Source organism: Micromonospora mangrovicola (assembly GCF_047200535.1).
GTDB lineage: Bacteria > Actinomycetota > Actinomycetes > Mycobacteriales > Micromonosporaceae > Micromonospora.
This window is the reverse complement of the sequence record NZ_JBJZOG010000085.1, coordinates 1-21,213: the sequence shown is the minus strand read 5'-3', so window position 1 is coordinate 21,213 and position 21,213 is coordinate 1. Positions and strand designations below refer to the sequence as shown.

At 71.4% G+C, this 21,213-nt stretch carries 20 protein-coding genes; 16 read left to right on the top strand and 4 right to left on the bottom strand.

The window, feature by feature from the left end; all coding sequences use genetic code 11:
- Positions 1-188: 188 nt before the first annotated feature.
- Positions 189-905 (bottom strand): permease prefix domain 1-containing protein, encoded by a 717-nt coding sequence (locus ACL02O_RS25975; RefSeq protein WP_412820779.1) that lies wholly within the window; start codon positions 903-905, stop codon positions 189-191.
- Complete coding sequence (locus ACL02O_RS25970; RefSeq protein WP_412820778.1) at positions 887-1,234, bottom strand: PadR family transcriptional regulator; 348 nt, start codon at positions 1,232-1,234, stop codon at positions 887-889. The genes ACL02O_RS25975 and ACL02O_RS25970 overlap by 19 nt, the downstream gene beginning before the upstream one ends.
- A gap of 85 nt (positions 1,235-1,319) precedes the next feature.
- Here ACL02O_RS25970 and ACL02O_RS25965 point away from each other — a divergent pair, with 85 nt between their 5' ends.
- Together ACL02O_RS25965 and ACL02O_RS25960 are read left to right on the top strand one after the other, a co-directional pair.
- Positions 1,320-3,551 carry a PEP/pyruvate-binding domain-containing protein gene (locus ACL02O_RS25965; protein ID WP_412820777.1) on the top strand — a complete coding sequence of 744 codons (2,232 nt, stop codon included), beginning with the start codon at positions 1,320-1,322 and terminating at the stop codon, positions 3,549-3,551.
- Between the two features lie 170 nt (positions 3,552-3,721).
- Positions 3,722-4,483, top strand: coding sequence for a HupE/UreJ family protein (locus ACL02O_RS25960; RefSeq protein WP_412820776.1), 762 nt, complete (start codon positions 3,722-3,724; stop codon positions 4,481-4,483).
- A 17-nt stretch (positions 4,484-4,500) separates the two neighbouring features.
- On the opposite strand, the gene ACL02O_RS25955 is transcribed toward ACL02O_RS25960, so the two are convergent.
- The gene (locus ACL02O_RS25955; RefSeq protein WP_412820775.1) at positions 4,501-4,860 is read right to left on the bottom strand and encodes an ArsR/SmtB family transcription factor; all 360 of its coding nucleotides are present in this window, start codon (positions 4,858-4,860) and stop codon (positions 4,501-4,503) included.
- Positions 4,861-4,931: 71 nt separating this feature from the next.
- Between ACL02O_RS25955 and ACL02O_RS25950 the strand changes: the two genes are divergently transcribed.
- A complete protein-coding gene (locus ACL02O_RS25950) occupies positions 4,932-6,008 on the top strand; it encodes a cation diffusion facilitator family transporter (protein WP_412820774.1) in 1,077 nt (358 codons plus the stop codon).
- 63 nt (positions 6,009-6,071) lie between these two features.
- Positions 6,072-7,400, top strand: coding sequence for a YibE/F family protein (locus ACL02O_RS25945; protein ID WP_412820773.1), 1,329 nt, complete (start codon positions 6,072-6,074; stop codon positions 7,398-7,400).
- Positions 7,401-7,472: 72 nt separating this feature from the next.
- Here the strand turns inward: ACL02O_RS25945 and ACL02O_RS25940 are convergent, their stop codons facing one another.
- Entirely contained in the window at positions 7,473-8,540 is a 1,068-nt protein-coding gene (locus tag ACL02O_RS25940; RefSeq protein ID WP_412820772.1) for a transposase, read from the bottom strand.
- A 265-nt stretch (positions 8,541-8,805) separates the two neighbouring features.
- Here ACL02O_RS25940 and ACL02O_RS25935 point away from each other — a divergent pair, with 265 nt between their 5' ends.
- The 12 genes from ACL02O_RS25935 to ACL02O_RS25880 all read left to right on the top strand — a co-directional run.
- Positions 8,806-9,171, top strand: coding sequence for an ArsR/SmtB family transcription factor (locus ACL02O_RS25935; RefSeq protein ID WP_387136083.1), 366 nt, complete (start codon positions 8,806-8,808; stop codon positions 9,169-9,171).
- 71 nt (positions 9,172-9,242) lie between these two features.
- Positions 9,243-10,883 carry a SulP family inorganic anion transporter gene (locus ACL02O_RS25930; protein WP_412820793.1) on the top strand — a complete coding sequence of 547 codons (1,641 nt, stop codon included), beginning with the start codon at positions 9,243-9,245 and terminating at the stop codon, positions 10,881-10,883.
- Positions 10,884-10,901: 18 nt separating this feature from the next.
- Entirely contained in the window at positions 10,902-11,234 is a 333-nt protein-coding gene (locus ACL02O_RS25925) for a hypothetical protein (RefSeq protein ID WP_412820771.1), read from the top strand.
- A 545-nt stretch (positions 11,235-11,779) separates the two neighbouring features.
- Positions 11,780-12,931 (top strand): NAD(P)-dependent malic enzyme, encoded by a 1,152-nt coding sequence (locus ACL02O_RS25920; protein ID WP_412820770.1) that lies wholly within the window; start codon positions 11,780-11,782, stop codon positions 12,929-12,931.
- Entirely contained in the window at positions 12,928-13,272 is a 345-nt protein-coding gene (locus ACL02O_RS25915; protein ID WP_091345585.1) for an ArsR/SmtB family transcription factor, read from the top strand. The genes ACL02O_RS25920 and ACL02O_RS25915 overlap by 4 nt, the downstream gene beginning before the upstream one ends.
- Before the next feature lie 68 nt (positions 13,273-13,340).
- A complete protein-coding gene (locus ACL02O_RS25910; RefSeq protein WP_412820769.1) occupies positions 13,341-13,820 on the top strand; it encodes an NADH-quinone oxidoreductase subunit B family protein in 480 nt (159 codons plus the stop codon).
- Entirely contained in the window at positions 13,817-15,832 is a 2,016-nt protein-coding gene (locus tag ACL02O_RS25905; RefSeq protein WP_412820768.1) for a proton-conducting transporter transmembrane domain-containing protein, read from the top strand. Before ACL02O_RS25910 ends, ACL02O_RS25905 begins: the two co-directional genes overlap by 4 nt.
- The gene (locus tag ACL02O_RS25900; protein ID WP_412820767.1) at positions 15,829-16,770 is read left to right on the top strand and encodes a respiratory chain complex I subunit 1 family protein; all 942 of its coding nucleotides are present in this window, start codon (positions 15,829-15,831) and stop codon (positions 16,768-16,770) included. The genes ACL02O_RS25905 and ACL02O_RS25900 overlap by 4 nt, the downstream gene beginning before the upstream one ends.
- 12 nt (positions 16,771-16,782) lie before the next feature.
- Positions 16,783-17,430 carry a hypothetical protein gene (locus tag ACL02O_RS25895; RefSeq protein ID WP_412820766.1) on the top strand — a complete coding sequence of 216 codons (648 nt, stop codon included), beginning with the start codon at positions 16,783-16,785 and terminating at the stop codon, positions 17,428-17,430.
- A gap of 1 nt (position 17,431) precedes the next feature.
- Positions 17,432-18,910 (top strand): proton-conducting transporter transmembrane domain-containing protein, encoded by a 1,479-nt coding sequence (locus ACL02O_RS25890; protein WP_412820765.1) that lies wholly within the window; start codon positions 17,432-17,434, stop codon positions 18,908-18,910.
- Between the two features lie 2 nt (positions 18,911-18,912).
- Entirely contained in the window at positions 18,913-20,412 is a 1,500-nt protein-coding gene (locus ACL02O_RS25885) for a hydrogenase large subunit (protein WP_412820792.1), read from the top strand.
- Between the two features lie 292 nt (positions 20,413-20,704).
- The coding region (locus tag ACL02O_RS25880; protein ID WP_412820764.1) for a hypothetical protein at positions 20,705-21,213 on the top strand (509 nt) is incomplete at its 3' end.

Here is a 21,213-nt window from a genome sequence, read left to right as displayed (position 1 = left end):
GCAGGTAGTGCCCGTCGTGCGTGGCGGGGTTCGGTCGGCAGGGACGGCTGGTGGTCAGCAGCGCGGCGAGCCCGGCGCAGGACAGGGACTCCGCTGATGGACCACGCCGTGCGGCTGCGACTCGGCTTGGTCTTCTCGGCGGTCGCAGGACCAACATCCGAAGCGCGGGAGCCAGCAGTCCGAGCACTTCACCGGTGACCGTCGTGATCGTATGACGGGGTGGGCGGTGGACCGGCACGGGTGGCCGTGGCGTACCGCAGGGCCTGGCTGGTCGTGACCAGGCTGCAGGCGATCCGAGTGAGGCTGGCGGCGGCAGCGACAACGGCCAGTGTCGAGGTCGAAGGCTCTGTCCGGAGGTAGGTCGCGATCACCGTGATATCTCCGGCGAGCGCGAGGGTGGCGATGGTGATGGTGGCGGCGAGGGCGTGTTGGGGGCTGGCTTCGGGTAGCCAGCGCATGAGTCGGCCGGTGGTGGCGAGGGTTCCGGCGGCGGTGGCGATCGCGATGATGATCAGTGGGACGGCGGGGATCGCGGCCAGCAGGGCGATGAGGCCGGTGCGCCAGGGGTGTGGCTGTAGGAGTAGGAGCCACCAGATGCCCACGAGGGGTCCGGTGGCGATGTACCAGGCGATGGTGCGCCGGGCGTAGGCGGTGGCGAGTTCCCCGGCGAAGGCCTCGGCGACCGCTTGCGGGGTGCCGAACTGGGCGATTGCGGCGGTGACCGCTTCGCCTTCGGGCAGGCCGGCGGTCGTCTGGTCGGTGACGGCGTGGTCGAGTCCATCGCGTAGTTCGGCGAGGATCTGCTCGCGGCGCCGGCGCGGTCCATGTAGCCGCGCGGCAAGGTCGCTCAGGTACGCGTCCAGGCGTGCGTCACCGGCTCGGAGGGTCACGCGGTCGCTGGCCATGCCCGCCTGCCCAGCACAGCGGTGACTGCGGTGGAGAAGTGGTCCCAGACTGCCCGCTGCTCACCGAGCGCGGCCTGCCCGGCCGGGGTGAGATGGTAGGCGCGGCGGCGTCGGCCGCCGACAGTCTGCCACTCGCTGGCGATCAAGCCCGCCCGTTCGAGCCGATGCAGCGCCGGGTAGACCGTGCCGGTCGGCAGGTCAAGGGCGCCGTTGCTGCTGGTGCGGAGGGCGTCGATGACCGCGTAGCCGTGCTGCGGCCCGGGTTCCAGGACCGCGAGTAGCAACGTGTCGAGATGGCCCTTGAGCAGTTGCGGCCGTATCGGCAACATCTCTGGCTCCTCGTACTTGCTGATGGTGGCCGGGCGCTTCTAACGTAGCATTGCAATACTTTGCAATGCTACATAAGGTGGGCGGATGGGCTCCAACTCGACGGTCGTGGACCTGGCGGGTGCGAGCGCGGTCGACTGGACGGTGACCGGTGGCAAGGCGGCCGTACTGGCGGAACTGTCTGCGGCCGGATTCCCGGTGCCGCCCGGAATCGTGGTCACCACCGCGGCACTCGACGATGCGCAGCTGGACGATCGCCTCGCGGCCGTCGCCGAGGGCCTGGGCGGGGACCGGTTCGCGGTGCGTTCCTCGGGTGCGGCCGAGGACCTACCGGATGCGTCATACGCCGGCCTGTACGAGACGTACCTGAACGTGCCGGCCGATGGGCTGGGTGAGGCGGTGCGGCGATGCTTCGCCGCGGCCGCCAGCGAGCGGGTCACCGCCTACCACCAGCGCCAGGGTGGGGCGATGGCGGCGATGGCGGTCCTGGTGCAGGTGATGGTCGACCCGGTTGCGGCCGGGGTGGCGTTCACCGCGCATCCGGTCACTGGCGAGCGCGACCAGACGGTCGTGGCCGTGATTGCGGGTTTGGGTGATCCGTTGGTGTCGGGCGAGACGACCGGCGAAGAGTGGACGGTCACCTCAGGCTGCACCGTGATGACGCGGTCCGGCCCCGGCGGTACGCCGGTTCTCGCGAACGTCCAGGCCGACGCTGTGGCGGAGCTGGCGGGTCGGATCGCCGACCGGTACGACGGCCGGCCGCAGGACGTCGAGTGGGCCATCGACCGGAAGGGAAAGCTGTGGCTGCTACAGGCCCGGCCGATGACGGCCGTACCCGAGCCGGTGTCGTGGATGGCGCCAGGGCCGGGGTTGTGGATGCGCAACTTCCGGCTCGGCGAATGGCTCCCCGAGGCCGTCACGCCACTGTTCGCCAGCTGGCTGCTGCCGCTGATCGAGGACGGCTACCTCGATGGGATGTATGGCAGCGTCGGCGTGCGGGTTCCGTTCCGGTCCGCGCTGGTCAACGGCTGGTACTACAACGCCACGCCGATCCCGTCGCCGAAACTGCTTGCCTGGGTGCTGTGGCGGGGCCGCACGCGGGCGGTAAGGATCCTGTTCAATGCGCTGATCCGGGTCAGTCACGACCCGGCGGCCGCCGATCGCGCCGTGCTGTCCGACCTGGGCCGGATGTGGCGCGAACAGCAGATGCCTCGCTATCGACGCCTCGTCGCCTCCGCAGATGCCGAGGTCGACACCGCGCCGCCGCGGCGACTGGCCGAACTCGTCGACGCGCTCGGGCGGGAGGCCGGGATCTACCTGTGGTATCTGGCGATCGTGGGTGGGTCGGCGTGGAAGATGGAAGCCTGCCTGACCCGCTTCACCCGCCGACACCTCGCCGATGTGCTTCCCGACAGTGAGGGCGGGTCTCAGGTGCTGCTGCGTGGACTCCCCGGCACCCAACCGCTGGCCGGCGCCCACGCCGTACAGAGCGTCGACTGGTGCCACCCGGTCGCCGGAGAACTGGCCACCGGCCAACCGCCCCGACCCGACCGTCACGGCCAGCTCGCCGAACACCGGATGGTTGCCGAGCACCGCTGCCGAGCGGCGCTCGCCGACCGTCCACGGCTGCTGGCTGCCTTCGACCAACTGCTGCAGGTCAACCAGCGCTACGCCGTCATCCGCGAGGAGCAGGCCCGGGACTTCACCCTCGCCTGGCCCGTCCTGCGGGCCTGCGCCGGCCGTCTCGGTCGGCACCTGGCCAACGCGGGGACGATCGAGCAGCCGGCAGACATCTACTTCTGCGCCCGCGATGAAGTGAACACTGCGATCGCCGGCGACCCCAGCCAGCTCAGCGCCAAGGCCGCCGAGCGGTTCGCGCTGTGGAAGCGTCAGTGCCGCCTGGCCGCGCCGTTGACCCTCGGGCGTCCCGCGCGATTGATCGGCGACGTCATCGAACGCGCTGTCCAAGAGGCCCGGGGCGCGGTCGAAACCGGCGAGGGCGCCATCATCGGGCATCCGGCCTCTGCCGGCCGTGCCACCGGCAGAGTCGCCATCGTGCACGGACTGGAGGACTTTGACGCCTTCGCCGATGGCCAGGTGCTCGTCACCAAGGCCACCGCCCCGGCGTGGACACCGCTGTTCGCGCGCGCCGCCGCAGTGGTCACCGACGGCGGAACCCTGGCCGCACACGCCTCGCTCGTGGCGCGCGAGTACGGCATCCCCGCCGTCGTCGGCACCGGCGACGCCACCCAACGACTGCGTCCCGGGCAGCTCGTGACCGTCGACGGCACCGCAGGCACCATCACAAGTCACGCCTAACGTGCCATGCCCGCAGGCGGCGGCATGCCTCTCGAGGAACCGCGCAGCAGTGGACTGGTCCGACGCATCCAGGTGCAGCAGCGCCTGCAGCAGGGATTCGGCGCGGACGGTTGGCAGCTTGCTCAGCAGCAGGCGTCCCGGCTCGGGCACCAGGTGGGAGACAGCCAGAGATGTCCGCGACACGTCAGCGAGCGGCGACTGTCACCGCAGTCGTGATCACCGCGCTCGTCGCAACGCCGGGAGCGGCCTGGGCGCACGGGGTCAGCGGCCGCAGCGATACCGCCGGCGGTTTCGTCTGGCTGGGCACGATGCACATGCTCGCCGGGTGGGACCATCTGCTGTTCGTCGGGGGGATTCTGCTGCTGGCCGGCGAGATGCGGCGGGCGGCGAAGCTGATCTCGTTGTTCGCGCTCGGACACAGCGTCACCCTGTTCACCGCGACGGTCGCCGACTGGCAGGTCAACCCGGTCCTGGTGGACATCGTCGTGGCGTTGAGTCTGGTGTTCGTCGGGGTGGTCGGCCTGCGTGGCCGGCCCAAGGAGTGGGCGTGGTTCGCCGCTGCGGTGCTCGCCTTCGGGCTGGCCCACGGCCTGGGGCTGTCCACTCGGCTGCAGGCGATCGGGTTGCCGTCGGACGGGATGATCCCGCGGGTGCTGGCGTTCAACATCGGCGTTGAGATCGGGCAGCTGGTGGCGGTGCTGGGCATGTTCATGCTCGGCGACGTGCTGAGCCATTACATCCCGCCGCTGCGCAACCCGCGGCTGTCCCACGCGGCTCTGGTCGCCGCGGGTGCCGTCGCCGCGGTGGTGCTTGCGGTGAGCTCCATTGGGCAGGCGTGGCAGCCGGTGCAGGCGGCAGCCGCCTGCGGCGGCGAGCACGGCCAGCCGTGTGCGGCAGCCGCGCCGACGACCGCTGACGCCCAAGCCGGATAGGTCAGCCGCCGCGACAATCAGTCGTGCTCGGGAGCGCCGGTCACCCGGTGTGAGGCGGCCTGTATGACCTCGGACACCAGCCGGCGCACGTGCCCGCCGCGCGCCTGGTAGAGGGCGCGGCGGCCGTCGCGGCGCATGGTGACGAGGCCGGCTAGGCGGAGCTTGCCCAGATGCTGCGACACCGCCGGCCGCGCCACCCCCACCGCCTGCACCAGAGTGGTCACGTCGTGTTCGCCGGCGCTGAGCAGACACATCAGCCGCAGCCGGGTGCCGTCGGCGAGCATGCGCAGCATGTCGGTCGCCGCTTCCACCTCATCGTCGCCTGGAAGGTGTTGTTGCAGCTCATTGGCACCTGCAACGTTGTCGCGTGCGTACATGGGCACATATTATCCAGGCCGGAACCGGCGGGGAACGACTACGCCGGCCGAACCTGGGGGAGTCTGAGCCTGTGCAGGACCAGCAGCACGACCACAGCCACAACCACGACGCGGGGCACCGCCACGACCATGACCACGGTCGGGGGCCTCGTTCGTGGTGGCACCGGCTGCGTCACCTCCTCGTCCCGCACTCGCACGACACCGCGGCGAAGGTCGACCCGGCCCTGGAGTCCTCCCGTGAGGGCCTGCGGGCGCTGTGGATTTCCCTGGTCGGCCTGGGTCTCACCGCTGTGGCGCAGGCGGTCATTGTCGTGCTGTCGGGATCGGTGGCGCTGCTCGGCGACACCCTGCACAACGTGGCCGACGCCCTGACCGCCGTTCCCCTGGGTATCGCGTTCCTGCTCGGCCGGCGGGCCGCCACCCGCGCCTACACGTACGGCTTCGGCCGCGCCGAGGACCTCGCCGGCATCGTCATCGTGGTGGTGATCGCCGCGTCGGCGGTGGCCGCCGGCTGGACCGCCGTCACCCGGTTGCTGCAGCCGACCGAGGTCACCCATCTGCCGTGGGTGCTCGCCGCCGGGGTCGTCGGCTTTGCCGGCAACGAACTCGTCGCCCAGTACCGCATCCGGGTCGGGCGGCGGATCGGCTCCGCGGCGCTGGTGGCCGACGGGCTGCACGCTCGCACCGACGGCTATACCTCGCTCGCGGTGGTCTTTGCTGCGCTCGGTGCGTGGGTCGGCTGGCGGTGGGCGGACCCGGTGGTGGGCCTGGTCATCGCCGTGGCCATCGCTTTCCTGCTCAAGGACGCCGCCCGGGAGGTGTACCGGCGGTTGATGGACGCGGTCGACCCGGACCTCGTCGACCAGGCCGAGACGACCCTGCGCGGGGTGCACGGGGTGCGTGACGTCGCCGCGGTGCGGCTTCGGTGGATCGGCCACCGCCTGCACGCCGAGGCCGACCTGGTCGTCGACGCCGGTCTGAGCCTGGTCGCCGCGCACGAGATCGCCGCCGACGCCGAGCACCAGCTCACCCACGCCGTGCCGCGACTGACCAGCGCCACGGTGCACGCCGACCCGGACAGCCACGCCGGTGCCCACCACCACGCCGACCTGTCCCACCAGCGGCGCAAGCTGCCGCCCACCGGCTGACCTTCCGGGCTGCCGCCCCGGCCCGGCTAGCCTGCACAGAACGCGGACGAGGAAAGGGCGGGAATGGGCGCAGGACACGGACACGGACACTTGCATCCTCCGCCGGCGTCCCGGCGGGTACGCCGGGTCGTCGCGGCGGTGATCGTGCCCATGCTGGTGGCCACCGTGGTCATGCTGGTCACCCTGTGGCCGCGCGAGCCCACCCCGACCGACCCGTCCGGCGCCAACGACCGCCGGCTCGGCACCGTCACCGCACTGCAGGTGCGCGAGTGCGCGCCGGACGAGGTCGTCGAGACTCCGTCCGGGGTGACGGTGAGCCGCTGTGGCAGCGTTACGGTCCGCCTCACCGAGGGCACCGAGGCGGGCCGTACGGTGCAGACCGAGGTGCCCAGCGGGCCCGGATCGCCCCGGGCGGACGTCGGCGACGACGTCGTGGTCCTGGCGCTGACCGACCCGGCTGATCCGTCCAGCCGCCGGTACGCGATCAGCGACCACCAGCGGGGCGTCCCGTTGGCGTGGCTGGCGGTGCTGGTCGCCGTCGCGGTGATCGGCTTCGGCCGGCTGCGCGGCGCCGCCGCCCTCGCCGGGCTGGCGGTGACCTTCGCCGTGCTGCTGCTGTTCGTGCTGCCCGCCATCGTCGCCGGCCAGTCGCCGCTGCTCGTGGCGGTGGTCGGCTCCGCCACCATCATGTTCGTGGTGCTGTACCTGACCCACGGGGTGTCCGTGCGCACCTCCGTGGCGGTGCTGGGCACCCTGGCCAGCCTGGTCCTCACCGGCGCGATGGCGGCGCTGGCGATGGACCTCACCCACCTGACCGGATACGGCAGCGAGGACGCCAGCACTCTGGGCATCTACTACCAGGACGTCGACCTGCACGGGCTGCTCTTGGCCGGCATCATCATCGGTTCCCTCGGCGTGCTCGACGACATCACCGTCACCCAGGCTGAAACCGTGGCGGAACTCGCCGCCGCCAACCCGGCGATGTCGCGCCGGCAGCTGTATCGGGCGGCAACCCGTGTCGGCAGGGCACACATCGCCTCGGTGGTCAACACCATCGTCCTGGCGTACGCGGGAGCCTCGCTGCCCGTGCTGGTCCTCCTCCTCGGCAGCGGCCGCGGAATCGAGGAGACGCTCAACAGCGAGTTCATCGCGCAGGAGATCGTCCGGTCCCTGGTCGGCACTCTCGGTCTGGTGGCCGCAGTGCCGCTGACCACCGCCCTCGCCGCCCTCGTCACGGCCGGCCGTGCCCGGCGGCCGGCCGCCGAGGCGGCGGGGGAGCCGACACCGCGACCCCGACCCGCGGACACCGACCCTCCCGCCGCCGTCGTCGTCGTCGACCCGGCCTTGCTGACGAACCCGTGGGAAGAGCCGCCGCCAACCGGCCGTCGGTAGGCCCCTAATGGCCTGAGGCGTGTAGGGGCTCAAAATCCCCGCGCCTGCGGTGACCTGCTGCTTTGTGAGGGTCTATGCGGCTCGTTCGTACTCGTTAACCAGCCCGCCGAGGATTGGTTTTCGGCGTATCCGGCGCTGCTCGTCGAGATCGATGACGGTGGCCGGTGGGCGTGGCGGTGACAGATCCAGGGCCTGGTGCGGCCGGCACTCGTTGTAGTGCTGCACGTACTCGGCCAGGACATGGCGAAGATGACGTTGGCCGAAGATGAGCATCCGGTCGGTGAGCTCGGTGCGCAGCGTCCTCACCCACCGCTCCGCGTAGGCGTTGGCCCGCGGGCAGCGCGGCGGGGTCTTGACCACCTCGATACCGGCGCCGGCGAAGACCGCGTCGAACACGGCGCTGAACTGTCCGCCGCGATCGCGGATGAGGTACCTGAACCGGTCCGCGTGGTCGCCGAGGTCCATCAGGAAGTTGCGGGCCGCCTGCGCGGTCCAGGCCCCGTCGGGATTCGTCGTCGCGCCCAGGACGTGGACGTAGCGGGTGCCGGCCTCGATCACGAAGAACACGTACACGCGTGTGAGGGTGAGCGCGCAGTCGACGTGGAGGAAGTCACAGGCCAGCATCGTCTCCGCCTGGGTGCGCAGGAACTGCCGCCAGGTGGTCTGCGCACGCTGCGGGGCGGGCGGGATGCGCCGGATCCGCAGCAGCCGCTGGATCGTGGCACGGCTGACCGCGTGGCCGAGCTTGCGCAACTCGCCCTGGATCCGAACATAGCCCCAGGATGGATTCTCGACCGCGAGCCGTCCGATCAGACCGGCGAGCCCGTCGTCCAGGCGGGGTCGGCCACGGCGGTTAGGGTAGGTCCACTTCCTGGCGACCAGTCGACGATGCCAGGTCAGCACCGTCGCCGGGGTCACCACCCGCCAGGCCTGCAACGGCTTGGGCAACAGCCGGATCAACGCCGCAAGGACGGCACGATCGGACCAGGACAAGCGCGGCTTCGGACTCTGCCGCCGCAGAACCGCCACCTCGTGACGCAGAACGAGGATCTCAGCATTCTTCGCGGCGGTGGTTCGGGTGAGCAGCACGAGCCAACCGAGCAGCCGACAGAAGATCAGATACGGCAGGCGAGGCGACACAGCACACCATCATGACCCGACTCGACCCGCCGCGTCGCCGCTGGTCAACGCCACATCGGAATATTGAGCCCCTACAGGGTATCGGCGGGACCTCCAAGTCGCGGCGAAGCGCAGGACGCCACCGGATGACGGAGTGGGTTGATGAATTGACGGTCACCCACGCGGTGGCCGAAGGTGTTGAGGATCACTCCGGCCGGGGCTGCCGGGTTCGGCGATATGAAGAGGTCTTCAATTGCCTAGGCCGTTAGTCGGGTGGGGAGGGCGTGTGGTGCTGCCGCTGTATGAGAGGAAAGCGGAGTTCTTCCGCACGCTTGGGCATCCGGTGCGTATCCGGGTGCTGGAGTTGCTTGGTGATGGGCCGATGACGGTGCGGGATTTGCTGGCTGATGTGGACATCGAGGCGTCGAGCCTGTCTCAGCAGTTGTCGGTGCTGCGCCGGGCGGGGATCGTCACGTCGAGGCGGGACGGGTCGGCGGTCATTTACGCGCTCGCGGGGCCGGACGTGGCGGATCTCATGCGGGCGGCTCGCCGCTTTCTCACGGAGATGCTGGCCGGTCAGGCGGAGCTGCTGGAGAGTCTCCGTGGGGACCGGGTCGACGCTGACGGCGAGCCGCTGTCGGTCCCGCGGTGAGCGCCGTGCTCGGCCGGGTGGCCTGGCGCCGGGTGGTTGGTCTTCTGCCGGGGGCCACGGATGTCGCGGCGATGCGGAGGCAGCCTCGCCGTGACCTGGTCGCCGGGCTCACCGTTGCGGTGGTGGCGCTGCCGTTGGCGCTGGGGTTCGGGGTGTCGTCCGGTTTGGGGGCATCGGCCGGCTTGGTGACCGCGATCGTCGCCGGTGCCCTCGCTGCGTTGTTCGGCGGGTCGAACCTGCAGGTGTCTGGGCCCACCGGGGCGATGACGGTGGTGCTGGTCCCGATCGTGGCGCGGTACGGGCCGGGCGGGGTGCTTACCGTCGGGGTGCTGGCGGGCCTGATTCTGCTGGCACTGGCCCTGGTTCGCGCCGGACGGTACGTGCGTTACGTGCCGGCGCCGGTGGTGGAGGGCTTCACCGTGGGTATCGCCGCGGTGATTTTCCTGCAGCAGGTGCCGGCCGGGTTGGGTGTGCCGAACCCGGACGGCGAGAAGGTCACCGTGGTCGCCTGGCGGGCGTTAGTCGAGTTCGCCGGCCATCCGAACTGGCCCGCGCTGGCAGTGGCGCTCGGGGTGGCGGCGGTGATGCTGGCCGGTGCGCGTTGGCGACCCACGGTGCCGTTCTCGCTGATCATGGTGGCCGCGGCTACCGTGATCGGGCAGCTGTTGTCGCTCGACGTCGCCCGCATCGGTGTTCTGCCCGCCACGCTGCCGGCCCCCTCGCTGGGCTTCCTGGACCTGGCCGCCGTGCCGACGCTGTTCACCTCGGCGGTGGCGGTCGCTGCCTTGGCCGCTCTGGAGAGTCTGCTGTCGGCGACGGTCGCCGACGGCATGACGGTGAATCAGCGCCACGACCCGGATCGGGAACTGTTCGGTCAGGGGGTCGCGAATCTGGTGAGTCCGCTGTTCGGCGGCGTACCGGCGACGGCGGCGATCGCCCGCACCGCGGTCAATGTTCGCTCCGGCGCCCAGTCGCGGCTCGCTTCGCTTACCCACGCGGTCGCTCTGGCGGTGATCATGCTGGTGGCCGCTCCGCTGGTGGCGTACATCCCGCTTGCCGCGCTGGCCGGCGTGCTGCTGGCCACGGCGGTGCGCATGGTCGAGGTGGGTTCGCTGGCCGTCCTGGCCCGCGCGACCCGTTCCGACGCGCTCATCCTGGCGCTGACCGCGATTGCCACCCTTGCCCTGGACTTGATTGCCGCCGTCGGGATCGGCCTGCTCGTCGCTGCCGCGTTGGCCATCCGCAAGATCGCGCGTGCGGCCCGGTTGGAGGAGGTGCCGCTCGACATCGCTGATCACCACGTTGAGGAGGCGGCCTTGCTCCGGGAGCACATCGTGGCCTATCGCTTCGATGGACCGTTGTTCTTCGCGGCCGCCCACCGGTTCCTGCTCGAACTGTCCGAGGTGGCGGAAGTGCGGGTGATCATTTTGCGGATGTCGCGGGTGTCGACGATTGATGGTTCCGGCGCGCTGGTGTTGCGCGACGCGATCGAGCGTCTCGAACACCGCGGCATCGCTGTCTTTGTCTCCGGTGTGCGGGCGGGGCAAGAAAAGATCCTCGACGCGGTCGGCGTGCTCGACCGGCTGCGCGCTGCTGGTCGCGTCTTTCCCGACACGGGAGAGGCGATCGGCGCGGCTCGCGCCCACTTGCGCAGCACCGGCGTCCTGGCCACCGAGGAGCTGGGCGTGTTCGACGCCGCTGGGCAGTCGTGACGGAACTACGCCGGGAGGGTGGATGCGGCGATGAACCCGGCCCGGCGTGCGGCGTGGGACGCCTATCTGGCGGTGCGGGTTGGCCTGCTACCCGACCTTGATGTCCTGCCTGTGAGGGACCACAGGGTCGCGGCGAAGCTGGCCGGACTCGCGGTCCGCATCCGTCAGCACGCCCGGTTGTGGCCTGCCTACGGAGGCAAACTCGTCATCTTGGTCGGCCGCGCCCGTGAGCTGCAGCGCGCTGGCGATCGCGCCGGCGTGACCGCTCTGCTGCGGGTCATGCTCTTGTGGCTGTTCAGACTCTCGCGGGGTACGGCCCGGCTGCCAGGCACGGCACCCGGCAGTAGCTGACCCGGTGCCGGCGTCGGAGGATCGTCGCGGCGTGGGTGAACGGGTGTCGGCGGCTACCAGACCGGCACGGCTGGCGAGGCCGTCGCCGAGTGGCGAGGTTGCCGGCGAGTTCGGTGCGATGGGTTGGCTTCTCCTCCTGTTGGCATCCCGGCACGGGAATCCAAGGGTTGCCAGCCGGCCGTCGTTCCGGCTGCGGGAGGCGGCATGGCCCGCCGTACGAGAGATGGGCCGGCGGGCCATGCCGGATCAGGGCGCCATCATCGCGGCGAGCACGTGCGGCGGGTCGAATCTCTGCCGACAGGGTCGCCCGCAATCGATATGTCGGACTGGTCCCAGGTCTTCTGTGATGGCTCTATGTGTGATCGGCTTCTCGACGCCCTCATGACTTGATAATTTTAGCAAGTCACGAGATGCGCTTGGTTGCAGATCGCCAGGCAGGGAGGCGGCTTACGCCGCGCCCGTCCGGGTGGCTGACGCCTTGCAGTCGCGGTCGCTGGTAGGTAGGCGGCCTCATTGATGGATGCTGACAGGAACGGCGGTCCCGGATGCCAGGACGGCGCGAGGGATTGGCGGCAGGTGGTAGGCCGCCGGATAGGGAACGAGCTGCCCCAGCGGCGGACGAGGTGACCAGGCGGCGGTACCGGGTCGCGGTGGTGACCGACGGCACGGCGGTACCGGGCCGGGGTGCCGTGGGACCGGCGGCGGCGCTGCGGCTGGTGGACGGCAAGGCGATTCTGTTCGCCCAGCTGGCCGCGATTGAGGCGGTGCCGATTTGTCTGCCGTCCATGGGCCCGGACGAGTTCGTGGCGGCGGTGCGGGCGCTGGCTCCCTCGTTCGATGCGATCGATCTGGAGGCAATCGCGACGCCGGCCTGTTTCGAGGTGGAGCGACGGCTGCAGGAGGCGCTGGACATCCCCGTGTTTCACGACGACCAGCACGGTACGGCGATTGTGGTGCTGGCCGCGCTGCGCAACGCGCTGCGGGTGGTGGGCAAGCGGGTGGAGTCGGCGCGGCTGGTGGTGATCGGGGCCGGGCCGGCGGGTGCGGCGACGGTGAGGTTACTGGTGGCGGGCGGCGCCACCGATGTGGTGGTGGTCGTGCGGGGCGGGGTGCTGCACCGCGACGACGTGCCCTGGTTGCCGCCGCATGAGGCGAGGCTGGCCGGGTGGACCAATCTGCGGCGGGTGCGGGGCGGGCTGGCTGAGGCATTGGCTGGGGCGGACGCGGTGGTCGGGTTCTCCCGGGCGGGGGTGCTGACCCGGGAGTTGGTGGCGTCGATGGGTGAGGCGCGGGTGGTGTTCGCGTTGGCCGCCCCGGAGCCGGAGATCCGCCCGCACCTGGTGAGTGACATCGCCACGGTGGTGGCCACCTGTCGCGCCGACCACCCGAACCAGATCGACAACGCGCTGGTGTTCCCGGGGGTGTTCCGGGGTGCGCTGGATGCGGAGGCAACTTGGGTTACGACGTCGATGAAGCTGGCCGCCGCTGATGTGCTTGCCGGGCTGATTCGCCGGGAGGAACTGTCGGCCACCCGGCTGCTGCCTGAGGTGCGCGACGATCGGGTCGTGCCCACCGTGGCGGGGGCGGTGGCGGCGGTCGCGGCCGAACTTCGGCGCAGCTCGCCTCCGGCGGCCGGCGGCGTGCCGCGGCAGGACGCAGCTCGTAGCGTGTCTCCCCAGGAAGGGGTGGGCGCGTGAGTACGCCGTTGTATCAGGCCAAGGCCGAGTTTTTCAAGACGTTGGGGCATCCGGCGCGGATTCGGGTCCTCGAGCTCCTCGCCGAGCGGGAGCATGCGGTGTCGGAGTTGCTGCCGCAGGTGGGTATCGAAGCGGCGCACCTGTCGCAACAGTTGGCGGTGCTGCGCCGGGCGAACCTGGTGGTGACTCGGAGGGACGGTTCGACCGTGTACTACTCGCTGGTCAGCCCCCAGGTGGCGGAGTTGCTGGCGGTGGCGCGGCGGATCCTGACCGAGGTGTTGACCAGTCAGGCCGAGCTGCTGGGTGATCTGCGCGCCGCTGAGCGGGCTGATTCCTCGTGAGCGCGGCGCTGTCCAACCCCGCAGCGCGGGCAGGAAGGGCCGGAGGACGTCGATGAGAGGAGTGGATGGTGGGGCTGATCGGCAAGATCCGCAGCGTGGGTCGGGTGGCCGAGCCCGCGCCGGGCGCGTCGGCGCAACCGCTGCCGGCCGCGGCCGCGTTGGGTGGGTCGGCGCAGGTGCGGCATGTGGATGCCGGGTCGTGTAACGGTTGCGAGATCGAGATCGGGCAGGCGTTCAGCCCGGTGTATGACGCCGAGCGGCATGGGGTGCGGCTGGTGGCCTCGCCGCGGCACGCTGACGTGTTGACGGTGACGGGCCCGGTCACGGTGAACATGGCAGGGGCGCTACGTAAGACGTACGAGGCCATGCCCGAGCCGAGGCTGGTCGTTGCAGTGGGCGACTGCGCCCGCAACTGCGGGATGTTCGTCGGCGGGCACGGGGTGCTCGGCCCGGTGTCCGATGTCGTGCCGGTGGACGTGCAGGTGCCCGGGTGCCCGCCCGAGCCGGCGGCGATCGTGGCCGCGCTGCGGGGCGTGTCTGGCCGGTGAACGAGGTCGCTTCGGCGCTGGGCGTCGCGCTCGTCCTGGCGGCTGTGGGTGCGGTCGCCGGGCTGGCGCTGCCGGCACGCTGGCGATCGGCGACGGTCGGCGTAGTGACGGCGGCGGTCGGCGCGGCGGGCGCGGTCGCCGGCGTGGCCGCGGCGTCCGGTACCGGCTGGCAGGTTCGGCTGCCGGGCCTGTTGCCGCTGGCCGGCGTCACCCTGGCGGTCGACCCGCTGTCCGGCTGGTTCCTGCTGCTGGTTGGCGGGGTCGCCGCGGTCGTCGGTGTCTACACCATCGGGTATGCCGGCGGGGCGGGGCATGGCCCGGCCGCCCGCGGCTCCTCGGCCGTGTTGCCGGTGTTCGTGGCGGCGATGCTGCTGGTGCCGGCGGCGGGCAGCGTGTCGACGTTCCTGCTGGCCTGGGAACTGATGGCGATGGCCTCGCTGCTGCTGGTGCTGGCCGAGCACCGGCACGACCGTGCGGTGCGTTCGGCCGGCCAGTGGTACGCGGCGATGACGCAGGCCGGCTTCGTGGCCGTACTGCTGGGTTTCGCCTGGTTGGCCGCGGCGGCTGGGGGCGAGTCGTTCGCGGTGATCCGGGCCGGCGCGGTCGGGCTGTCGCCGGTGGTGTCGGGCGGGGTGTTCCTGCTGTGCGTTGCCGGCTTCGCGTCCAAGGCCGGGGCGGTGCCCCTGCACCCGTGGCTGCCGCGCGCGCACGCCGAGGCGCCGTCGCATGTGTCGGCGTTGATGAGCGCCGCGATGGTCAAGCTCGGCGTGTACGGCATCGTGCGCCTCGGCTTCGACCTGCTCGGCGGCGGGCCGCGCTGGTGGTGGCTGCTGCTCGGGGCGTTGGGTGCGGTGTCGGCGCTGTACGGAATCCTGCAGGCAGCGGTGGCCACCGACCTGAAGCGGTTGCTGGCGTTCTCCACCAGCGAGAACGTCGGCCTGATTCTGCTCGGTCTGGCGGCGGCCGGGGTATGGGCCGGCGCGGGACGGCCTGCGGTGGCGGGCGTGGCCTTGGCTGCGGCGCTGCTGCACGCGGTTAACCACGCCGGGTTCAAGACGCTGCTGTTCTGCGGGGCCGGTTCGGTGTTGCGCGCAACCGGCACCCGCGACCTGGACCGGATGGGCGGCTTGTCCCGCCGGATGCCGGCGACGACCGCGCTGTTCACCATCGCCGCGGTGAGCGCGGCGGCGCTGCCGCCCGGCAACGGGTTCGTTTCCGAGTGGCTGCTGCTGCAGGCGCTCCTGCACCGGGACCCGGCCGGCGGGACGGTGCTGACTGTCGCCGCCCCGGTCGCGGTCGCCGTGGTCGCGTTGACCGCAGGCGTCGGCGTGGCCACGTACGTGAAGGCACTCGGTGCGGGGTTCCTGGCGCGGCCGCGCGGCGATGGGGCCGCCGCGGCGGTGGAGTCCCCGCCCAGCATGCTGGCCGGCATGGGGCTGGCCGCGGCGGTGTGCGCCGGGCTGGCGGTCGTCCCCGCCGCGGCGGCACCGACGCTGGACCGGATCGTCACCGGGCTGCGGGCCGGGCCTGGCCCACTGGCCGGCAGCGGCATCGACCTGCGGCTGGCCGGCATCGCCTCGACCATCTCTCCGCTGTGGATCACCGTCGGCGTGGTCGGCCTGGCCGCCGGGTTCGCCGCCGCCGGGCGCGCGTTGGGGCGGGCGCGCCGCCGGGCGCCCGCATGGGACTGCGGCGACGGGCCGCTGACGGCCCGGATGGAGTACACGGCCACCTCATTCGCCGAGCCGTTGCAGAGGGTCTTCGACAACGTCCTCGCACCCGAGCAGGACGTCGACGTCACCCACTCCGCAGAGTCCGCCTACCTGGTGCGGGCCGTCGAGTACCGGCGGCGGCTGCCGGACCGCATCGAGGCCCGCCTGTACCGGCCGCTCATCACGGTGGTGGACGCGCTCGGTCGGGCCGCCCGCGCGCTGGCGACCGGCAGCGTGCACCGGTACCTGGCGTACATGCTCACCGCCCTCGTCGCGGTGCTCCTTGCGGGGCTGTTGTGATTCCCTGGCTGCTGGCCGCCGGGCAGGCGGTCCTGGTCGCGGCCGTCGCGCCGCTGCTCATCGGGCTCATGCGCGCGATGCGGGCCCGACTGGAAGGCCGTGCCGGCGGCCGCGTCGGCCAGCCATGGCGGGACCTGCGCAAGCAGCTGCGCAAGGAGCCGGTGATCCCGGCCGACGCGGGCGCGTTCTTCACCGCCGCTCCGGTGGTGCTGATGGCCACCAGCATGCTGGTCGCGGCCGCGGCACCGTACCTGTCCACCCGCGGCCCGCTGTCCGGCGTCGCCGACCTCATCGTCGTCGTCGGACTGCTGCTGCTCGGCGCCGTCGCCCTCGCGCTGGCCGGGCTGGACACCGGTACCGCGTTCGGCGGGATGGGCGCCAGCCGGGAGATGACCATCGCCGCGCTGGTCGAGCCGACCCTGCTGCTGGCCGTGTTCGCGCTGTCCACCCGGGTAGGCTCGACCGACCTCGGGGCCATCGTGGCCGCCGGCGCCACCCGCCCGGCCGAGGTCTTCACGCCGGCCAGCGCCCTGGCCGCCGCAGCCCTCGCCATCGCCACGCTCGCCGAGGCCGGGCGCCTCCCGGTGGACAACCCCGCCACCCATCTGGAGCTGACCATGGTGCACGAGGCCATGGTGCTCGAGTACGCCGGCCCGGACCTGGCCCTGATCGAATGGGCCGCGGCGATGCGGCTGACCATCCTGCTGGGCCTGCTAGCCAACCTGTTCATCCCGTGGGGCGTGGCCACCGACCTGCACCCTGGTGCCCTCGCCGTGGCCACGGGAGTGTTCGTGGTCAAGCTCGCCGCCCTAGGCTGCCTGGTCGCGGCCGGCGAGGTCTTCGCCGCGAAGCTGCGGCTGTTCCGCGTCCCGGAGCTGCTGGCCGGCTCGTTCGTGCTGAGCCTGCTGGCCGTGATCGCCTCGTCCGTGCTGGCCTGACCGGGGGATCGGATGACCGACCAGCTGCTCAACCTCGCCTGCGGGCTGCTCCTGCTCACCGCCGTCGGCGTGCTGTGGCGCAGCGAACTGGCCGCGCTGATCACGCTGCTCACCGTCCAGGGAGCCGCCCTGGCCGGCATCGCCGTGCTGCTCGCGGTCGAGCGGCGGCACGCCGAGACAGCCGCGGTGGCGGTCGCCGTGGGGATCCTCAAGATCGGCGTGCTGCCGCACCTGCTGCGCCGAATCCTGGCCCGGGTGCCCGAGGCCCGCGAGACCGCCCCGCTGGTCAACGTCGCCGCGTCGCTGCTGGCCGCGGCCGCGCTGACCCTCCTCGCGTACGCCGCCGCCCGGCCACTGGTCAACCTCGCGCCCTCGCCGACCGTCGGCGCTGCCCCGGTCGGCATCGCCGTCATGTTGATCGGGTTCTTCCTGGCCGCCACCCGCCAGCGCGCCATCTCCCAGATCGTCGGCGTGCTGCTGATCGACAACGGCATCGCCGCCGTCGCATTCCTGGCCACCGGCGGCGTACCCCTCGTCGTGGAACTGGGTGTCTCCGCCGACCTGCTGCTCGCCGTCCTGGTGCTGCAGGTGCTCACCACCCGCCTGCACGCCGCATTCGGCGACACCGACCTGGACGACCTACGAGAGCTACACGACTGACATGACCGGAACCCCCGCCCTTTACGTTCCCCTCGCCGCGCCGGCCGCCGCCGCCGTGATCAGCGCCCTGACCAGCCGCCGCACGGCCGCCTGGGCCGGCGTCGGCGCCGCCGCCAGCATCCTCGCCGCCGGCGCCTGGCTCGCCGACCTAGTGCGCAGCGGGCCGGTCGTCGCCGGGCTGCTACGCGCCGACGCCCTGACCGCATTCATGCTCATCGTCATCGGCGCGGTCGCCACCATCGCCTGCTGGGCCGGCGTGCACCATTTGGCCGACGAAGCGACCGCCGGCACCGGCAACGCTGCCACCGACCGCCGGTACCTCATCCTCGTCCAACTCTTCATCGCCGCGATGAGCCTCGCGGTGCTGGCCGACAACCTCGGCCTGCTGTGGGTGGCCGTCGAGGCCACCACCATCGTCACCGCGTTCCTCGTCGGGCACCGCCGCAACCGCGCCTCGGTCGAAGCCGCCTGGAAGTACGTGGTGCTGTGCTCGATCGGCATCGCCATCGCGTTCCTCGGTACCGCCTGCGTCTACGCCGCAGCGGTCGCCGCCGGCGCGCACGGCAGCGCAGCACTGAACTGGACGCACCTGACCAGCCAGGCCGCCAGCCTGGACCCCGACCTGATGCGGCTCGCCGCCGGGTTGCTCGTGCTCGGCTTCGGCACCAAGGCTGGCCTGGCGCCAATGCACGCCTGGCTGCCGGACGCGCACAGCCAGGCCCCCGCCCCCGTCTCCGCCCTCATGTCCGGCGTGCTGCTGTCGGTGGCGTTCTACGCCATCCTGCGCTACAAAACCATCACCGACGCGGTGCTCGGGCCCGGCTACATCCGCACCCTGTTGTTGATCACCGCACTCGCGTCACTCGCCGTAGCAGTCGGACTGCTCGTCGCCCAACGGGACTACAAGCGGATGCTCGCGTACTCCTCGATCGAGCACATGGGTCTGGTCGCCCTGGGCACCGCAACCGGAAGCCGGCTGGCGATCACCGCCGTGCTGCTGCACGTCCTCGGCCACGGCCTGAGCAAGGCCGTCGCGTTCTGCGGCGCCGGCCAGATCCTCGGCGCGACCGGCAGCCCCCGCCTGGCCGCCGTACGCGGGCTGGCCGCCCGCCACCCCGCCCTGGCCGTCAGCTTTGGCCTCGCCTTGCTGGCCCTGCTCGGCCTGCCCCCGTTCAGCCTCTTCGCCTCCGAGCTGGGCATCGCTCGCGCCGGCCTCGCCGCAGGGCAGGGCTGGGCCATCGCCGCCGCGTTCGCGCTGGTGCTGGTCGCCTTCGCCGCGGTGGCCCGGCACGGCGGCGGCATGCTGCTCGGCCCGCCCGACCCGACACCCGACCCGCCGGCTCGCACCATCCACCCCCGCCCCGCCGCGCTCGCCCCACTAGTGGTCGGCCTGGCCGCCGCGACAGCGCTCGGAATCAGCCTCGGCCCGCTACAAGAGCTCCTACAGGCCGCAGCCACGACCATCCTGCCGGGGCGGTGACCATGACCAATCACCGCGTCGCACCACCGGCCACCGTCGTCGAGGTCACCGCCGACCGGCTCGCCGAGCACGCCGGCCAGCTCCTCGCCGACGGCTCCCGGCTCGCCCTCGTCGCCGCACACCACGACCCGGACGCCATCCGAATCGTCTACCTGTTCACCGCAGGCCCACCCGACCGGCGTACCGAACTGCACCTACGCGTCGACCCCGACCGCCCCGCCGTGCCCAGCCTTGCCGCCCTGTCCTTTCCGGCCAGCCGCTTCGAACGCGAGATGCACGACCTGTATGGCGTACGCCCCGAGAACCACCCGCTGCCCCGCCGCCTCGTACGCCACCCCCACTGGCCCCACGGCTGGTACCCAATGCGCGCCGACGCCGGACCGCGCCCACCCCTCGCAGCATCCGAGCCCTTCCCATTCGTCACCGTACAAGGCCCCGGCGTCTACGAAATCCCGGTCGGCCCCGTCCACGCCGGCCTCATCGAACCCGGCCACTTCCGGTTCTCCGTCGTCGGAGAGACCATCCTCAAGCTCAAGGCCCGCCTCTGGTACGTCCACAAGGGCATTGAGAAACTCTTCGAAGGCCACCCCGCCGACCAGCGAGTAGCCCTCGCCGAACGAGCCAGCGGCGACACCGCCGTCGGCCACGCCCTCGCCTACACACTCGCCGTCGAAGACGCCCTCAACATCGCTGTCCCACCGCATGCGCAACGCGCCCGCGCCGCCCTGCTGGAATTGGAACGCCTGCACAACCACATCGCCGACATCGGCGCCATCTGCAACGACGTCGGCTACGGCATCGCCAACACCCACGCCCAACGCATCCGCGAACAACTCCTGCGCCTCAACCACGCCACCACCGGACACCGGCTGCTGCGCGGTGGCGTCTTCCCCGGCGGCGCCCGCCTACACACCGTGCCCGACCCCGCCACCATCCATGCGATCGCCAACGACGCCGCCGACGTCGTGGACTTCGCCCTACGCCAGACCATCGTCCGCGACCGGCTCACCGGCACCGCCACCCTCAGCCGGCAGCAAGCCGCCGACATCGGCACCCTCGGCTACGTCGCCCGGGCCAGCGGTCTGTCGTTCGACGCCCGCCACGCCCACCCCCACACCCAACTCGACGACCTCACCATCCCCGTCCACGCCAACGGCGACGTGCTGGCCCGCTTCCTCGTACGCGCCGACGAGATCCGCACCTCTGCGGCGATCCTCACCGCACTCCTGCCCACCCTCACCGCCGGCACGGCAACCAGCAAGCGCGCGTTGCCGGCACCCGGGCGCCGAGCGGCCGGCGTAGGCATCGTCGAAGGCTGGCGCGGCACCATCACCCACCGCGTCGAATTGAACCCGGATGGCACCCTCACCCGCGCCAAGATCGTCGACCCGTCGTTCTTCAACTGGCCCGCCCTGCCCGTCGCACTCGCCGACACGATCGTCCCCGACTTCCCCCTCACCAACAAAAGCTTCAACCTCTCCTACGCCGGAAACGACCTCTGATGCCAGTCAGGAGCAGGTCCCCGCTGCTCGTGAATCTCACTCTGGGCGTGCCACTAGATGATCGGTGCTCCCCCTCGACGCCTGCCAGGTGCTACCCACCGAGGGCCACACCTGGCAGGAGCTGAGCTACTGGCGCACCTACACCGGCCGCGCCGACCTTGCCACCACCGTCATGGCCAGCCTCGAACACGGCGCGGGAGGACCGCTACGGCGACGGCGACCTGCGTGTGATCTACATGCCGAACAGGCCGTGTCCTGGCGATCGCGACGGCCTGGGTGATCAAATGCAGCCATGACAGCTCTCTCGTGGCGTGACGGACTGCAGGAACTGCGCCGACTGATCGCGGCGGAAGGCGGCGACCCGGATTGCATCCAGGACGTCGGCCTCGCGTGGCGTGCCTTCCGAGCGTTCCTCGTGGTCCCGTTGGACGGTCTCTTCGACCGCTGGGAGGGTGACGTGGAAGCTGACACCCTGGTTGTCGAGTTCGGTGTCTCCGAATGGCCGGACGGCCCGCCGCGGCTGCTGCTCGCCCGGCGCTTCGCCATCCCTGCGGTCGAATGGCGCGATGGTATGCCGGGCGAGCCGCCGGGCGCCGAGGACGCTCTCGACCTCGCGGATACGGTCCAGATCGAGATGGAGCTGACATTCCCTCCCGGCACCAGTGGGGAGGCGGACGGCTTCTGGACGGCGGCGCGCAGTGGCGAGTTCGACGTGACGGCACTCGCCGAGGCCGGGGAGGTCGTGACCGAGCTCCGGCTCGGGCCGATCCATAGCAGGATCGCACTGACGAGCTGCAACTA

Coding starts and splice junctions, on each gene's coding strand:
- ACL02O_RS25975 (WP_412820779.1), bottom strand. CDS start 905: ATGGCCAGCGACCGCGTGACCCTCCGAGCCGGTGACGCACGCCTGGAC.
- ACL02O_RS25970 (WP_412820778.1), bottom strand. CDS start 1,234: ATGTTGCCGATACGGCCGCAACTGCTCAAGGGCCATCTCGACACGTTG.
- ACL02O_RS25965 (WP_412820777.1), top strand. CDS start 1,320: ATGGGCTCCAACTCGACGGTCGTGGACCTGGCGGGTGCGAGCGCGGTC.
- ACL02O_RS25960 (WP_412820776.1), top strand. CDS start 3,722: ATGTCCGCGACACGTCAGCGAGCGGCGACTGTCACCGCAGTCGTGATC.
- ACL02O_RS25955 (WP_412820775.1), bottom strand. CDS start 4,860: ATGTACGCACGCGACAACGTTGCAGGTGCCAATGAGCTGCAACAACAC.
- ACL02O_RS25945 (WP_412820773.1), top strand. CDS start 6,072: ATGGGCGCAGGACACGGACACGGACACTTGCATCCTCCGCCGGCGTCC.
- ACL02O_RS25930 (WP_412820793.1), top strand. CDS start 9,243: ATGCGGAGGCAGCCTCGCCGTGACCTGGTCGCCGGGCTCACCGTTGCG.
- ACL02O_RS25920 (WP_412820770.1), top strand. CDS start 11,780: ATGCCAGGACGGCGCGAGGGATTGGCGGCAGGTGGTAGGCCGCCGGAT.
- ACL02O_RS25895 (WP_412820766.1), top strand. CDS start 16,783: ATGACCGACCAGCTGCTCAACCTCGCCTGCGGGCTGCTCCTGCTCACC.
- ACL02O_RS25890 (WP_412820765.1), top strand. CDS start 17,432: ATGACCGGAACCCCCGCCCTTTACGTTCCCCTCGCCGCGCCGGCCGCC.
- ACL02O_RS25885 (WP_412820792.1), top strand. CDS start 18,913: ATGACCAATCACCGCGTCGCACCACCGGCCACCGTCGTCGAGGTCACC.